Raw genomic sequence first — 14,155 nt, 5'->3', positions numbered from 1 at the left:
TTCAAGCCTCCTGAATAGGACTGATAGAAAGGATTCCGTCGCCAAGTTTCTTCAGTATTTTCAGCACTTCCTCAACTTCATTTTTCCTAATAATTAATCGTTGCCCAACAGAATAGTTTGTTTCGCCAGTTTTGGACAAATACTGTTCATCAACCATTCCGTTGTTGTGTTCAAATAGGTGCCGCCGCTGAAAATAGAGTTTTAGCATACCCAGCTCATATTCGGAGAGCCACTTCTCATAGCCATAGCCAACCGCACTGCGGAATAGATTGCTTCCTTTTTCTATAATCTGGAAATCATTTACACGGGCATTTTTCCCGGTTATTTCTATGTACCGACGCTCTGCGAACTTTTGAAAAGCAGAAACACAGTCGCCAAGGCTCCCTTCAATCATGCTTCTGCACATGGTTTCAGCCTTGTCATAATCGTATTTTTCACTGAACAGAGTTTTCATTTGATCGACAGAATCAAGCATTTTTTGAATGGTATCCAACGACTCTGAGAAAGAAGAACTCGCCGAGTTATAGCCACAACACGGGCAAAAGTAAGCTGAGCCGATGACACTGTAAGTGGTGCCGCACTTCTCACAAGTTATTTCCTGTTCCCATTCCGGCATCTGACCAATGGGATTGTTGATAAATGAAACTCTTTTCCCGGGCTTATATGTTATCTTAAAAAACTTGTTGCTGCGAGTTGAGCGTTCAAGGCGTCTGAAAGACTTGTCCAATTCGGCTTGGATATAGTTCATTGCATAGTTCGATGCGATTTTCTGTATCTGCTCAAGCTGATCCTGCGTCCACCACTTATCAGAGGTATCAACATGACCGCACATCGGGCAATGTACTTCCTCATCGGAAACCTTATCTTCCCAATCTTTCAGCTTGATCTTGAACTGATATAGACAGTTTTCATTCGGACACTCGCGGTCAAAATATCCGTTCTCATCCGATTGCAGTGTTACAGGGATGCTAATCATAACTATACCTCCTTTTTGCCGGTGACGTACTCATAAATGAGGGATCTTTTGTATTCGTTCAGCTTGTCGATTTTGGCTTGTTTGATGGTGATAAGTTGGTCTACTTTTTCACATCTTTTCTCAAGCACTAAAACCATTGCCTCCTGCTCGACATAAGGGGGAACTGGAAACCTAATGTTCAAAAATTGTTGCGGATACAATCTTAACCGAGAGGCACGAATACCTGTCGATTGAGATTCGTAACACTGGACCAAGGGTGGGATGCGTAGTAAGTAATCCAGATATTTGGAATGATATGCAGTGCCAATTTGACGATAAACATTATACGAAGGGCTTATGACCCCCTGGTACTGAGACACGCCTATTGCCCCGGCCCACATCCACATTGTGTTTGCCGCGATATCACCGATTTTGCAGATTTTGTAGCCCGCAAGGGACAAAGCTTCAAACATATTTACATTTTTCTGGGATCTGGGTGTAATGCCTGTGTATTGAGATACGGTCAGCAATTCCTCACTTCCGTCAGCAGAACGCAGGTCAGACTCCTTAAATAGGTACTTTCCTCGTGCTATGCTCCAATGCGCCGGGATATATCCCATCCACTCACCCCCGCTGTCCTTCATTGGCACAGACGGGTCAATTCCTCTGGTAACAACCTCGGTGATCACGCTCTGCTTGTATGCTTTCAGCTTTTCAATTTGTGCCTGAACATTGGCAATGAGGGTGTCAACTTGGGAACACTTGGTGTCAAGGTAGGCAACGATTTGTTGTTGCTCCTCATAGACTGGTACTGGCAATACAAAATTGGAAAAATTCGTTGCAGATATTTCCTTGAAAGTCGTGCCAGACCCCAAAAGTTCATATTGTTCCGTTGCAACGGCCATCACATAGTAGAAATAGCGCACACAAGTTAGTTCAGGTTTATATGGGATACTCGAAAGGCAGCCTTGATTTGTACACAAATCAACAGAACTTACAACAACCGCACCAATCGGTGCGCGTTTTGAGAAAATGAGGCTTCCAGCGGGTACAAGCGTCGTGCTACATGAATTAACCCCCTGCTGTGTCAGTGTCCGTTTTCCTTTTGATATATCACGATCGTCGGTTTTGAAGTCGGCAGGCGTTATCCAAATAATGTCACCATCCCAGTATTCATCATGGCCAGCTTGGGGTGTTGCTCCCGACACCACTTGAAACAGGTGTTTCGTCGGAACCATATTCCAACAAGCAGGTACACTTCCAATCCACTGGACTCCGCTATCTTTCATCTCACGCATGGCCAAACAACTCCTTCATCAGGATTGTTTCCTCTGCCTCCAATGCCTTGATCTCCTCAAAGATGGAGTCGGAGGATGCCGGAGCCACAAACTTGTAGAACAGGCGGGTAAAGGGTACCTCATATCCGATCTTGCTTTTGGCTGGGTCAATATAGGCAAGGGAGTTATAGGGCAGCACATTCTTTTCCATATAGGCCTCGATATCTTCGGACAGCGGGATAATCTCAGTATCAGACGCACCCTTGACAGGCTGCTTCTTGCCCTTCTTCAAAACGGGCTTGCCGTCGGTATCTGCCTGGGCAGTCTCCACAGTCACCTTGGTAAAGCCGAAGAAGCTGTTGTCAAACACCTTGGACTCCACAACCAGACCATTCTCCTCGTAGGTTTCATCCACGAAACCCTCATATGCACGGAGGATGAGTTCGATACAAGCATCATCCAGATCAACACGCTTGGAGCCGATGTTCTTGCGGCGCTTCACGAAGCACTTGCTGGCATCAATCAGCTGAACTTTGCCGCTGCGGTGCATGGGCTTACCCTTGGTAATGACCCAAATGTATGTAGAGATGCCCGTGTTGTAAAACAGGTCAGTGGGCAGCTGAATGATGGCTTCCACCAGATCACCCTCGATGACATAGCGGCGGATCTCGGATGCACCGGAACCGGCGTCACCGGTGAACAAGGAAGAGCCGTTCTGAATGATCGCCATTCTGCCGGAGCCTTCCTTCAGCTTCTTCACGCCGTTCAGCATGAACAGCATCTGGCCATCGGAGATGGCAGGCAGGCCGGGACCAAAACGACCGTCAAAGCCCTTCTTTGCTTCCGCTTCCACCTGGGACTTTTCGCGCTTCCAGTCGATGCCGAAGGGCGGATTGGAAATGATGTAGTCGAACTCATAGCCGGAGAAGGCATCGTCACTCAGGGTGTCACCGAACTTCATACCGGATGCGTTGCCGCCCTTAATAAGCATATCAGCCTTTGCGATGGCGTAAGTTTCCGGGTTGAACTCCTGACCGAAGCAGGTCAAGGCTGCATCCTCACTGATCTCTTGGAGGCGCTCGGTCAGACAGCCAAGCATCTGGGAAGTACCCATTGCCATGTCATAGGCGGTCTTGGTGCAACCCTCTGCCATAATTTCAGCCTTTTCGGGTGCAACGAGAAGCTCAGTCATCAGATAGATGATGTCACGGCTGGTGAAGTGAGCACCGGCCTGTTCGTCATAAGACTCGGAGAATTTCCGAATCAGTTCTTCAAAGATATAGCCCATGTCTGCGGAGGTGATCTTGTCTGGGGACATATCGGCCTTGGCGGAGTTGAACTCCTGCAGAGTCACGAATAGAACGCCGCCCTTGACCATCAGCTTGACAGTGTTAGAGAAGTCAAAATTGTCGATGATATCCTTGATGTTGGAAGAGAAACCCTGCAGATAGGCTTCAAAGTTGATTTCCACGCCATCGGGATCGGCAATCAGCTTTGCAAAGTCATAGTTGCTGGTATTGTAAAAATCGTAACCGGAAATACGACACAGAATGCCGTCCCGTACAGTGCCCTCGACCTTCTGAGCATCCAGTTTCTTTGCCATTTCAACAACAGCGGCCTTGGTGGGCTTCAGAGCGTCATCAAAACGCTTCAGCACGGTCATGGGAAGAATGACCTTGCCATACTCATGGGGTTTGAACAAGCCCACCAGATGGGTGGCAATTTCCCAGATCAGATTGGCCTTCGCCTGTATATTTGCATTTGTCTGCTTTTGCAGTTCATTCATAGACATAACAGAGGTGTTCCTCCTTACTTGATTTCCCATACGAATGTTGCCGTGTCACTCACGTCAATATCATCAGGGTCGATATCGATGGATTTTGCCATCAAAGGCATGGCGTCCTCGCAACAGTCATAACGGGTATGGGAGTAGATATCCAGTTCTCCCCAATTGTAGTCAATGGCAATGAGGTCACCCATTGTAACGCCGGATGCTTCGCATAGGATCTCGGCTTTTTTCTTTGCATTGGCGGTAGCGGAGCGGAGCATCTCCTCGTTGATCGCCGTTGCATCCTTCACGGTAAATGCCACCGAAAGCTGCGGATGAGACAGGCAACCGGCAATGGCGGAAAGTGCCTGGGACAGTCTGCCCATATCAAAATCAAAAGCGAGTTTCAGATTGTGGGTCACTTCATATCCGCAGAATACGCTCTGATAATTACCGTTGCGGTCTTTCACACGGTCATAGTCCGTGCGGACACTAAAGTTCGTGGTCTTAACAGAGCCCTTTTCAAAGCCTATACCACACAGCGTTTCATTGAGTTGCTGGATATGGTCGGCAGCCATATCCATTGCCTTATCGTAATCCTTATGCTTGGATTCCAAAGTCATGGAAAACACCACATAATCGGGCTTTGCGGATACTTTGCCAATGCCCTTTACCGTAATCGTTCTTGCCATTTATCGCTACCTCCGTTTTCTGGAGACTTTTGCAATCTCCCATATTAGCATTTTACAGGCTTACATGTCCCAAAAAACGGACTTAATCCTGAGTGGGCTCTTTTATATGCTCAACAATATCTCTATAAGAACAGTTACGCCTTCAACCGATAGGTTCTGTTACGGTTACTGCCTTCAGCGACAACGATTCCTTCCGCGATCAATTCATTCAGATAGTCTCTTGTGCGGGACGGCTTCAGGCCGATATACTCAGCAATCGAGGAAGCTTTTGCTTCGGGGTTGTCGGTAAAATACGCAATAATGGTTTCCTTCATTTTTGCGTTTATCGCCGATTTTTTATCGCCGATTTTTATCACCGATTTTTTATCGCCGATTTTTTCAAATGTGAGCGTCAGGATTGTTCTCTCCGGCTCAAGTTGCTCTGTGACAGCAGGCATTGCCCAGCCCTGCTCACGCCAGGCACCAAAAATGAGGGGGATACCGCTGCCGGAGCGCTCACCGATATCGATCAGATTGAACATCTTCAGCATGGTCCCGTTGCGGGGGTCGGATACGCCGCCGCTTTTCGCAGCATCGACCTCGATGCGGAAGCCGCCGGGATTGGCCATAGTGATGGCATCCCGCTTTTTAATGATGACCAAGCCCTGTCTGCCGTAATAGTCAGCATGGACCAGGCAGTTTGCCAATGCTTCGCGCAGGGCTTTATGCACATTGGTGTCATCTACTCTGGTGCCGCCCTCCATCTTGAAGGGTACCTTGATGTCTTGGATCAGCTTGTTATAGACCCGGAAATAGAAGTCATATACATTGCCGCTCCAGTCGCCGGAGGAGGAGATGATGCGGTCAGTCCAGCGGGTATCTGCGTCATACTGCTCCTGATAATCCAGGAAGTAAGCGTTGAACTCCCGCACAATGTCGTATTCGTTGCCGAACATAAGAAGACCGGCAGAGGTGGGATGTTTCTTTCCATCGGAGCCAATGCCAACGGCGCCAAGTTTCAGGAGGAAATCTTCGTCCTCCAGAGCCTCCCAAATATGGCCGGGACGGGACAGACGCATTCTCTGGCGGTAGCTGCGGATGCTCTCCCTGTTGAACACGGACATATCCATTTCATCGAGGACGAGCATGTCCTGGGTTTTCACGGAGGCATCCCGCACCATGGCCTGATATTCTTCCTTGGTGCAGCGGTAGTCGCCCTCACCATTTCGGCGGTAAGTGCAGAGGGGATTACCGTATACATAGACCGGCTTGTAGGAGCGTTCTGCACGGGGGACATTGATGACCACGATATGGTTGCCATCCACCTCCTGAACGAACACATCCTTGGAGGACAGCACATTCACGCTGGTCTTGTTGGGGTTATTTACGATATCCCAGAACTCTTTGATGAGTTTCTCAGGATCAGGCAGATCCACTGCACGGAAGGACTTATCGGCCAGTTCCTCCACGCCCAGCAGGATGATACCGCCGTGAGTGTTAGCAAAGGCAGAATAGGTTTCCCAAATGCTCTTGGGCAGGCCGCCGAGGGCTTTCTTGGCCTCAATGCGGTTATTCTCCCGATACTGCTCTATCTTGGAAAAATCAATCATGCTGCTCCTCCTTCACCAGTTCGATGATGTCGCAGAAGTCGCAGTCCAGCGCCTTGCAGATTTTGGTGAGGATCTCCGTGCTGACATGCTCGTTCTTGCCCAGCTTGGCAAGGGCAGTGGTAGACATGCCGGTGGCCAACCGCAGATCTTTCTTTTTCATATTCTTATCAATCAGTAGCTTCCACAATTTATTATAGCAAACAGTCATTTTTTCACCTCTGATTCTTCATATGCACGAACAATTGATGCAGCCAAAAGTTTCGGCGTAAGACATGAAGTTAATCCTTACATATCCATTGGAGACGCTCGGAAAAGTACGTCGGATAGGCCGATAGGATATCCAAGATGTCCTCTTTATGCGACTTCATAACACCTACGATGCTGTTAGCCTCGATTGCATCATGGCCTATTTCGTCTGCCAGAAGATTTGCAAGGAATCGGTCATTAAAGATTTTCTCGCATACCGAAACTGCGGTTTCTGTTTTGACTCCGTATTTCAATCTTCTTTGTAGGAGGAGCAAATTGGGCAAGGGATTTACTATGTCTTCGTCATTGATCTCAATGATATCAATGATGTTCCCCACAAAGAAACTCAATTCGTAAGAAATGGACTTACTGCAGATATCTTCAAGATCCGCTATCGGCAAGGATGTACACTCATGCATTTCAACAAATGAACAGCCATCAAGCCACATTTGGCAAATATCCGCAAAGCAGCCTATTTCTTTCTTGAGTGTATGGGTTTCCAGGAAAAAGGATATGAGCATCTTAACCAGTTGTTCATTCGTATAATTCTGCTGGGTAAGGTGGTTTTCGGCTATCCATTTTTCAATCTGTAACGAAAGGTCAATACCAATCATAGTTCTGGCATAATTCTTAAGCTGAGAATGGTCAAACTCACTTATCTTCAATGCGATGATGTCAAAGATTCTTTCTAACAAGGCTTTTTCATCATCATTGGCCATAAAATATGCCAACGTCTCTTTGCAAATCTCAGATGCTATTGCTTGCCTATCTGTATTTTCGTCGTTTGAAAAAACGAAACACAGATGATTTTCGATAGCTTCCATGGTACGCTTCCGAAAACTAACTGATTCTGCAATATTATTGTTGGTCTTGCTCGGATACCTTTCAAGAAGTGCCGAAGAAAGCTCTGATATAAGTTGATTGAAGCAATCATTTTTACCGTAGTTTTCAATAATAAACTTTGCTACTTCTGAACCAATAAATCCCGCTTGGTAATCAATAACAATATCTTGAACTAATGACAGAATAGAACTTCCACATGGTTCCGAAGCGCTGCTATCGAACATTTTTGTACAGTCATTCCATCTCAAGTTGCCACCATTGATCCGGTTATTTCTATTGTCAAACAACCGCGGATCTGTAACAATAACACTTCCTTCAGTGTACATTCCAGAGCGTGCAGTTCGTCCCATCAAATTCTGAAAACTGCGGATCTGAATGCTATTTCTCGCAACCATAAAACTGGTCATAAAAAGATACTTTATCGGAATGTTTACTCCTTGTGCAAGGGTAGATGTACAGGCAACCAGACGCAGAGCTTTGTTTCTACAGGCATGCTCTACAGCAAGGCGCAGTCCATTAGGCAAGTTAGAATAATGCGGGACAACTCCTAAATAGCAGGCAATCGTATATGGATGCTGTTCCCCATAATAGTCGGACATCAATTGTGCCAGTCGATTCATTTCCTCGCCATCGCTGTTTCCTTTAATCTCAGCGAGGTCGTGTCCCCGATCCCTTAATTCAATAATTCTGTTGATTACGGTCAGCACGGTACTGGTTCGATTAGCAAAAATGGCAGCTCCACCATTTTTGCATAGCTTATTTGCGTAATATATCGCAATGTCTTTGGCGTCTGTTAGCTCCGGGAAATAGCGTTGCTTTTTCTCGCGGGGACGCTTTTGTAATGCAATAACCTCTATACTGCGGGGAACATAAAAATCTTCTTGCGCTGAATCATCAGAATAATAGTGGATATCTTTTGTTTGCGAGGCAAACCCAATCGTTTTGGGTGTTGCCTTAATTTTAGGATCTGACGCTAAAACACCAGCTTCACCCAAGAGCCATTTCTGAATCTGCTCGGCATTAGAAAGTACCGCAGAAAGAAGAATGATTTGTTCTTCCCACGAGATGTGGCCCCGGATTTCAGAGATCAACAATTCGTAAATGGCCCCTCGACTTCCGTCATCAAACATGTGACCTTCATCAAATATATACAGACCAATTTCATCCAGGAAATCAGCCTGGTGATGAATGATATAGCTGAGTTTCTCAGGGGTACAAATCAATATTTTCGATTTAAGGGACAAGAATAAATCAAGGGAAAAGTCTTCCTCGAGAACATCAGAAAACTGGTTGACTAAAACCTCATCCCCAAATGCTGAAATCATATCATTTGCTATTTCATTGCACAGAGCACGGAGCGGAGCAACTATTATTGCTGTAGTCGCCCTGTCTGAGGCAAAAGACGAACGAATAATCAGCTCAATGCTTTTAGTTTTTCCTACTCCGGTTGGCAACTGTACTATCGCACTCTGCCCCTTTAAAACTCCCTTTTCGCCAATAAGCTGTTGCGCTGGCCACAGCATTCTTGGAGCCTTTGGGCTTTTAAGGTAATCTGACCACAGGGACTGATCTAACTCGGAATACCTGGGTAGAAGGCTCCACGATGACTTGGACAAAGCCACCGTGACAATGGCGCACAATATATCGACATAGTATATTTCCATCGGAGCATCATTTTCATAAATCACTTTTCTATACTCCGATAATAAATTCTGTATTTCTTCCGCTCCTTCTCCGGTGTTGTAATAGGCCAGCAATGAACGGCAGACTTTTTCTCCATCAGGAGTATCTTCACTTATATGAAAGTCTCGATTCAGTAGAAGATACCCAAGTAAGTCACCCATGATTTTTTGAGGAACATTGGTTTCTGGATTTATTCGCGCAAAAAACTCAGAGCATAAAACTTTGGCGCTTCCAAAGTCATCAGAGAGGAAATAGGACGCGGCTCCAGACAGCAAAAAATCAACATCATACTCTGCACGATCATTGGCTCCTACAGCCGCATCAAAGTATTGTGAAGCAGCCACTAAATGTGGTGAAAATTCTTCCATGTCAGCTACGTTGTTTTCAATGACACTTTCGGCGTATCGAGAAAGTATGTAAACAACAGGATAGGATAGTTCATTCGAATTTAATGGAAACTTAGGATAATCCTTTTGCGGAATGTCATACTCTACAAGTTTTGCTTTGGCCTTTTGGTATTTGAGCATATAATTTGAAGTATTTGAGAAAATCATTTAATGCACCTCTCGAATACTTGATGTGTCAGGGACATCAAATCTGCTCCATGGACATAAAAAACGGACTGATCTGTTTTCAATTCCAAATCTGCTCCCTTAATACCGACAATGACTTTCTTTTCGATAGCTGGCAAGCTTGAAATAGCAGCCCCTACATAGGATGTTCTATAAGGGTATTCGGTTTTTTGTTGAAACCTTGCTACATCCTCTGCTTCTGTTGACTTTCCCATAAAGCGGAGCTTTTTTCGGTAGTAATTCAAAGTATGAGAAACTCGATCCTCGTCTTTTTTTGAATCGGTAACTGCATCTTTAATTACTTTACCGGCCTCATTTGAAGAAAGAAGCGCTTTTACCTCTATTGCCACAAGCTCATCGTTTTTATGCGGGGCTTTTCCCTCAGCGAAGAACCTGTATGCAATTATATCTGTGCCATACTCAGATTCATTTTTGCCGGAACGATTGTGCTGCTTACACCGTGGAACTTCATAGTTCAGGATGAACTCAAATAAATCTGCAAATAGAATTTCGCTAATATCATTTGACCGTGCCGTCGGTCCAAATGGTTCTCCTTTTTGCGGGATAACATATTGGCGCAAGTATTCCTCTACCGTCAACTTGTTCAACGCGGCATCTTCTTCCAATTCATCATCTGGAACATAATGCCTTCTAATGTGAAGTGCCCAGTCATCGAGGATAGCGTCATCTATGACATAGGATAGCCTGTAACAGTTCAATGGCTGCTGATCTTCGAAAACCACTCCGGCCTCTCGAACAATCCAATTTACATATTGAGGTCTATCCATACTAAGCATCCTCTCGTTATTTTCCCGGCATACGATGGCACTCGTCTAAATACTTATGTGCAAACGATATTAATGTAAGTATATCAAGAGCCTTCGTTTCATCGGTTTTCCAATTAACTTTGGGTGTGTGCGCTGCTGGATTCCTAACCAAGTGGAAGATTGCCTCAAGCAGCTCCTTCAAGCCTGTAAATTCGCTGCGCTCGCTATCTGTTTTCATTGCGTTAAAGAAGATATAAGGATCGTTCTTGAAAAACGCAGTTTGAAAAAGTGTTCCACCATCTGTAGTCAAGCCGGAAATCTGCCGGACACGTTCAGCCAATCCTTTTGCCGCTTCAAACACGGCATCATAATAATCTGCTCTCAAATAGTCTTCAACACAGTACTTCTGTACCTCAGAATGTATGGCACGGTCATATAGAGCTTTTTTCAAGTGGTTGACTCGCTGGTCAACTTCAGTAAGTGTTTCAGCTTGCGAAACTGCTACCAATCGTCCGCTTTGGTCAATCGATAACCCGGCAAAGAGAAGGATTTTGTTTGTTTCCTCGAACAAGTACCTGTATTTTTGCCTGCTATCAACACTCGTGTATGAAGCAGGATTCAGCGCTGCCTGCAAAAACGAAAAGACCCTATTAAACGATTGGCTCTTGTTTATCTCTGTTACCAGACAATTGTAAAGCCAGTCTCTTTTGTTTAAGCCTATGGTATATCCCAACTGATTACGGGAGGAGCCGTCATCAACAGCACAAATTCCGCATTGACCTAAAAGTGTTGTTAATTCGCTTTTAGTCAATCCTTCAGAAGTATGAGCCACAACACCACAAAGGGATTTCAATTGCTGCTGATCTAATCTTTGGATAATTTGACTCATATAGACACCTCATACACTGAGTTTGCACTAACACAAGATAATCTTAACACAGGAAGGCCGTTTTGTCTATTGAAAATCCAGTTTTCAGATTTGTGATTTCCTTTCCAGACGAGAGATTTTGAATTATCAACTGGCAAAGGGTAACCGCAGGAATGTTTTTTGCTCTCCTGCGGTTATTTCATTGTTTATGCGGCGCAGTTTTTGAGGTCAGCCCATGATGCCGATTTTGTTGCCGTTCTCGTACATATCCTCGGCGTACTCGACATGGTTGGGTCCCTGGCTTTCTATCCAGCCGAAGCCGGGGACATAGACCTTATCCTCCGAGCTGTTATTGCTGGCTTCTGGCTCCATCTCTGGTATCGACTCATATTTCGGTTGTGTGGGCGGCACCAGTGCGGAATCTGGTTCTGGCTTCGTGGGTGGCATAGGTTCCTGCTCCGCTTTGGGTTGCTTTTCTGTTTCTGTGGCGGGTACAGGCAGCTCCTCGACGGTTCCTTCCGGGGTAGGCTCAACTTCGGCCTTTTCTTTCTCTGTTGTCACTGGTACCACCCATTCTTCCGTATTTTGAAGCGTTGGCTGTAGAGCGGTCACGGCGGTCATTTCACTCGGTAGGGGTGTTTCCCTGACCGTTTCAGCCTGTGGCCACACAGCGGCACACAGGGCGAGACAGGCGGCGAATGTAGCGGTGATGATGATTTTCTTCTTCATTTTGGCTCCTCCTTCTTGAGTGCGAAACGAGCGCCCAGTCTTCCGGTGCGGCAGGAGACTAAGCGCTCGTTTTCATAATTGTTCAGTTCCATGGAGAGTTTCCACGCCAGTTCAAATCCAGAGATGAAGCTGTCGATGGATGTATCCTCCACGATGCGGTCCTTGGCATCGATGATCTGGAGTACCAGTCTGCGTTCCGGCTTTTCCAATGCTTCGATGAGCGCCTGGTGACACTCCTCGATTTCCTGCTTCTGCGCCGGGAGCTCTGGCGGCACATAGAAGCAGTCGTACAGTTCTTTGAGCAGTTTGTTTTTCATGGGCTTCGCCTCCTTGTGACACAAACATATACCACACCTTTGGCAGAATAGCTATCAGAATTTCAGAAGATTATCCAGAATATTCGCCGCCTGCTGCAGCTCGTCCCGAGTGGCCTCATTTGGCATATCCTCATCCTTTTGCGCCTTGTGGCGTAGATAAGGTTCATAGTTCTGCCGGGTGATCGTTGGCCGGTAGTGTCCCAGCATCTGCGCCAACTCCTTGGCATCCGTGCCGTTCTTCAGAGCGAGGATGGCGCAGGTATGGCGGAGATCCACATACCGGATATGGTCGATGCCCGCATCCTGGATGATCTCGTTGTGCATCCGACGAACCATCTGTGGTGAGAAGGGTTTCTGCGTGGCCGGGTGCATGAACATAAGGGGGCTGCTGGGGTGCTTGCGGTGTTCCATAATCAGGAGGTTGACTACCTCCGGTGTCAGCTTTATCGACCTTGTCTGACTGCCGTACTCCACCAGCTCTCGCCGTACCACCGCACGGTTTTCCGCGACTGTCAGCGTCCGGCTTTCAATATCGAGGTCACTCCATTTCAGGGCGATGAGCTCTCCTTGCCGGAGGCCTGCCGTCAGCGCCAGCATGAACATGGGGAGGTAGCCCAATTGCTCGGCGGCATCCAGATAATCCTCCATCTCCAGAGGCGTCATGATATTCGCTTTCACCGTTGTTGACTTGCGGTAGTGGAATGCCTTGGCAGGATTCTCTGTTATCAGGCCGTCCCGAATGGCCTGGTCCAGGCATTGCTGAAGCAGGCGGTGGATGTGCCGCATAGTTTCTTCGCCCAAGCCAGCGCTGCCGGGCCGATGATTACCGAAATGCTTGCGTTCCTCCAAAAATTCTCTGACCATCTCCGATGTCAATTCAGAGAGTTGTGTGTCTCCCAGGCCGGGAAGGATATGGTTTTTGAATACATAGTTGTGCGCCGCATAGGTGGTCGGCCTGCTTTGGTGCTTGTCGTAGGTTTCCTGCCAGAAGCTGATGTATTCTCGGAGCGTCATATTCCTACCTCCATACACTGGCGCTGCAGATCCCGGAAGGCTACCCACGGGAGCCTTGCCTGTTTCAGGATTTTCTTGTGCAGATAATAGAACTCATGGAGCTTGTACGGCGCTCCTGTCTTTGGATTGCAGAACACATAGGGTGAGCTGTTTTCCGGTAGCCGATTCAGGAGATACGCCGCTTTCTCATTGAGAGTCAGCAGGCGCTGTCTTTTGAGGATGTACCGGTAGCGGACATAAAAATCGGCCCACGACAAGGTGATCAGTTCACATTGCCGCAGGCCGCTTGATAGTCCTGTATAGATGAGGGGGAGCACGCCGAACTGCTCCGCTGCGTTCAGATAACGCTGGAGCTGCCCCAGGCGCAGTGGGGCTGTTTTGTATTCCTCTGCCTTGGGTTCCTGGCAGAGCCGTACCGGATTGTAGGGAATGAGTTGGTCCTGTGCCGCTTCGTCCATACACCGGCGCAGAAGTAGATGGACGCACCAGACGCTTCTGGCACTGAGTCCCTGGCTTCGCAGGCTATCATAGAAATCTGTGACCGCCTGCTTCGTCAGGGCTGAGAGGGTCACGCTTCCGATGCCGGGGAGAATGTGGCTGTAGATTAAATTGCGGTACCCACCCTCGGTGTTGCCGTTCCATTTGTGTCGGTTGGCGGTGAACCACTGGTCACACCATTGCCCGACCGTCTGATTGTTTTCTTTCTGCATATCATCGCCTCCTTTTTGGCAAACGAACAATATCACAGAAAGTAGGAAATAGCTACTGAAAGAACGGAGTATTTGCAGAATAAAACTGTTCCGAATAATATATCTGTATTGTTCGGAATAATACA

At 46.9% G+C, this 14,155-nt stretch carries 13 protein-coding genes; all 13 read right to left on the bottom strand.

Annotation, left to right across the window (positions count from 1 at the left end; genetic code table 11):
• Window position 1 precedes the first annotated feature (1 nt).
• On the bottom strand, window positions 2-976 hold the full coding sequence (locus ACKTS9_RS14805; RefSeq protein ID WP_407881723.1) for a hypothetical protein: 975 nt from the start codon (window positions 974-976) through the stop codon (window positions 2-4).
• Between the two features lie 2 nt (window positions 977-978).
• Window positions 979-2,253 (bottom strand): restriction endonuclease subunit S, encoded by a 1,275-nt coding sequence (locus ACKTS9_RS14800; protein ID WP_407881722.1) that lies wholly within the window; start codon window positions 2,251-2,253, stop codon window positions 979-981.
• Window positions 2,246-4,024, bottom strand: coding sequence for a type I restriction-modification system subunit M (locus ACKTS9_RS14795; RefSeq protein WP_407881721.1), 1,779 nt, complete (start codon window positions 4,022-4,024; stop codon window positions 2,246-2,248). Before ACKTS9_RS14795 ends, ACKTS9_RS14800 begins: the two co-directional genes overlap by 8 nt.
• 17 nt (window positions 4,025-4,041) lie before the next feature.
• Window positions 4,042-4,692: an SIMPL domain-containing protein gene (locus tag ACKTS9_RS14790; RefSeq protein WP_407881720.1), complete on the bottom strand. Its 651-nt coding sequence runs from the start codon at window positions 4,690-4,692 to the stop codon at window positions 4,042-4,044.
• Between the two features lie 134 nt (window positions 4,693-4,826).
• Window positions 4,827-6,281, bottom strand: a complete 1,455-nt coding sequence (locus ACKTS9_RS14785) for an RNA-binding domain-containing protein (RefSeq protein WP_407881719.1) — start codon at window positions 6,279-6,281, stop codon at window positions 4,827-4,829.
• Entirely contained in the window at window positions 6,274-6,489 is a 216-nt protein-coding gene (locus tag ACKTS9_RS14780; protein ID WP_050617973.1) for a helix-turn-helix domain-containing protein, read from the bottom strand. Before ACKTS9_RS14780 ends, ACKTS9_RS14785 begins: the two co-directional genes overlap by 8 nt.
• A 70-nt stretch (window positions 6,490-6,559) precedes the next feature.
• On the bottom strand, window positions 6,560-9,607 hold the full coding sequence (locus tag ACKTS9_RS14775; protein ID WP_407881718.1) for a DEAD/DEAH box helicase: 3,048 nt from the start codon (window positions 9,605-9,607) through the stop codon (window positions 6,560-6,562).
• Window positions 9,604-10,413 carry a Hachiman antiphage defense system protein HamA gene (locus ACKTS9_RS14770; RefSeq protein ID WP_407881717.1) on the bottom strand — a complete coding sequence of 270 codons (810 nt, stop codon included), beginning with the start codon at window positions 10,411-10,413 and terminating at the stop codon, window positions 9,604-9,606. The genes ACKTS9_RS14775 and ACKTS9_RS14770 overlap by 4 nt, the downstream gene beginning before the upstream one ends.
• A 16-nt stretch (window positions 10,414-10,429) precedes the next feature.
• Window positions 10,430-11,281, bottom strand: a complete 852-nt coding sequence (locus ACKTS9_RS14765; RefSeq protein ID WP_407881716.1) for a TIGR02391 family protein — start codon at window positions 11,279-11,281, stop codon at window positions 10,430-10,432.
• Window positions 11,282-11,488: 207 nt separating this feature from the next.
• Window positions 11,489-11,989 carry a DUF6550 family protein gene (locus ACKTS9_RS14760; protein WP_407881715.1) on the bottom strand — a complete coding sequence of 167 codons (501 nt, stop codon included), beginning with the start codon at window positions 11,987-11,989 and terminating at the stop codon, window positions 11,489-11,491.
• Complete coding sequence (locus ACKTS9_RS14755; protein ID WP_407881714.1) at window positions 11,986-12,306, bottom strand: DUF6809 family protein; 321 nt, start codon at window positions 12,304-12,306, stop codon at window positions 11,986-11,988. Before ACKTS9_RS14755 ends, ACKTS9_RS14760 begins: the two co-directional genes overlap by 4 nt.
• Before the next feature lie 54 nt (window positions 12,307-12,360).
• Window positions 12,361-13,320 (bottom strand): tyrosine-type recombinase/integrase, encoded by a 960-nt coding sequence (locus ACKTS9_RS14750; RefSeq protein ID WP_407881713.1) that lies wholly within the window; start codon window positions 13,318-13,320, stop codon window positions 12,361-12,363.
• Window positions 13,317-14,030 carry a tyrosine-type recombinase/integrase gene (locus ACKTS9_RS14745; RefSeq protein ID WP_407881712.1) on the bottom strand — a complete coding sequence of 238 codons (714 nt, stop codon included), beginning with the start codon at window positions 14,028-14,030 and terminating at the stop codon, window positions 13,317-13,319. The genes ACKTS9_RS14750 and ACKTS9_RS14745 overlap by 4 nt, the downstream gene beginning before the upstream one ends.
• Between the last annotated feature and the right edge of the window lie 125 nt (window positions 14,031-14,155).

The sequence above is a fragment of the Owariibacterium komagatae genome, assembly GCF_045865535.1.
GTDB lineage: Bacteria > Bacillota > Clostridia > Oscillospirales > Ruminococcaceae > Ruthenibacterium > Ruthenibacterium komagatae.
This window is presented reverse-complemented; position numbering and strand designations above follow the sequence as displayed.

Coding starts and splice junctions, on each gene's coding strand:
- ACKTS9_RS14765 (WP_407881716.1), bottom strand. CDS start 11,281: ATGAGTCAAATTATCCAAAGATTAGATCAGCAGCAATTGAAATCCCTT.
- ACKTS9_RS14745 (WP_407881712.1), bottom strand. CDS start 14,030: ATGCAGAAAGAAAACAATCAGACGGTCGGGCAATGGTGTGACCAGTGG.
- ACKTS9_RS14800 (WP_407881722.1), bottom strand. CDS start 2,253: ATGCGTGAGATGAAAGATAGCGGAGTCCAGTGGATTGGAAGTGTACCT.
- ACKTS9_RS14760 (WP_407881715.1), bottom strand. CDS start 11,989: ATGAAGAAGAAAATCATCATCACCGCTACATTCGCCGCCTGTCTCGCC.
- ACKTS9_RS14790 (WP_407881720.1), bottom strand. CDS start 4,692: ATGGCAAGAACGATTACGGTAAAGGGCATTGGCAAAGTATCCGCAAAG.
- ACKTS9_RS14750 (WP_407881713.1), bottom strand. CDS start 13,320: ATGACGCTCCGAGAATACATCAGCTTCTGGCAGGAAACCTACGACAAG.
- ACKTS9_RS14785 (WP_407881719.1), bottom strand. CDS start 6,281: ATGATTGATTTTTCCAAGATAGAGCAGTATCGGGAGAATAACCGCATT.
- ACKTS9_RS14755 (WP_407881714.1), bottom strand. CDS start 12,306: ATGAAAAACAAACTGCTCAAAGAACTGTACGACTGCTTCTATGTGCCG.
- ACKTS9_RS14770 (WP_407881717.1), bottom strand. CDS start 10,413: ATGGATAGACCTCAATATGTAAATTGGATTGTTCGAGAGGCCGGAGTG.
- ACKTS9_RS14780 (WP_050617973.1), bottom strand. CDS start 6,489: ATGACTGTTTGCTATAATAAATTGTGGAAGCTACTGATTGATAAGAAT.
- ACKTS9_RS14805 (WP_407881723.1), bottom strand. CDS start 976: ATGATTAGCATCCCTGTAACACTGCAATCGGATGAGAACGGATATTTT.
- ACKTS9_RS14775 (WP_407881718.1), bottom strand. CDS start 9,607: ATGATTTTCTCAAATACTTCAAATTATATGCTCAAATACCAAAAGGCC.
- ACKTS9_RS14795 (WP_407881721.1), bottom strand. CDS start 4,024: ATGTCTATGAATGAACTGCAAAAGCAGACAAATGCAAATATACAGGCG.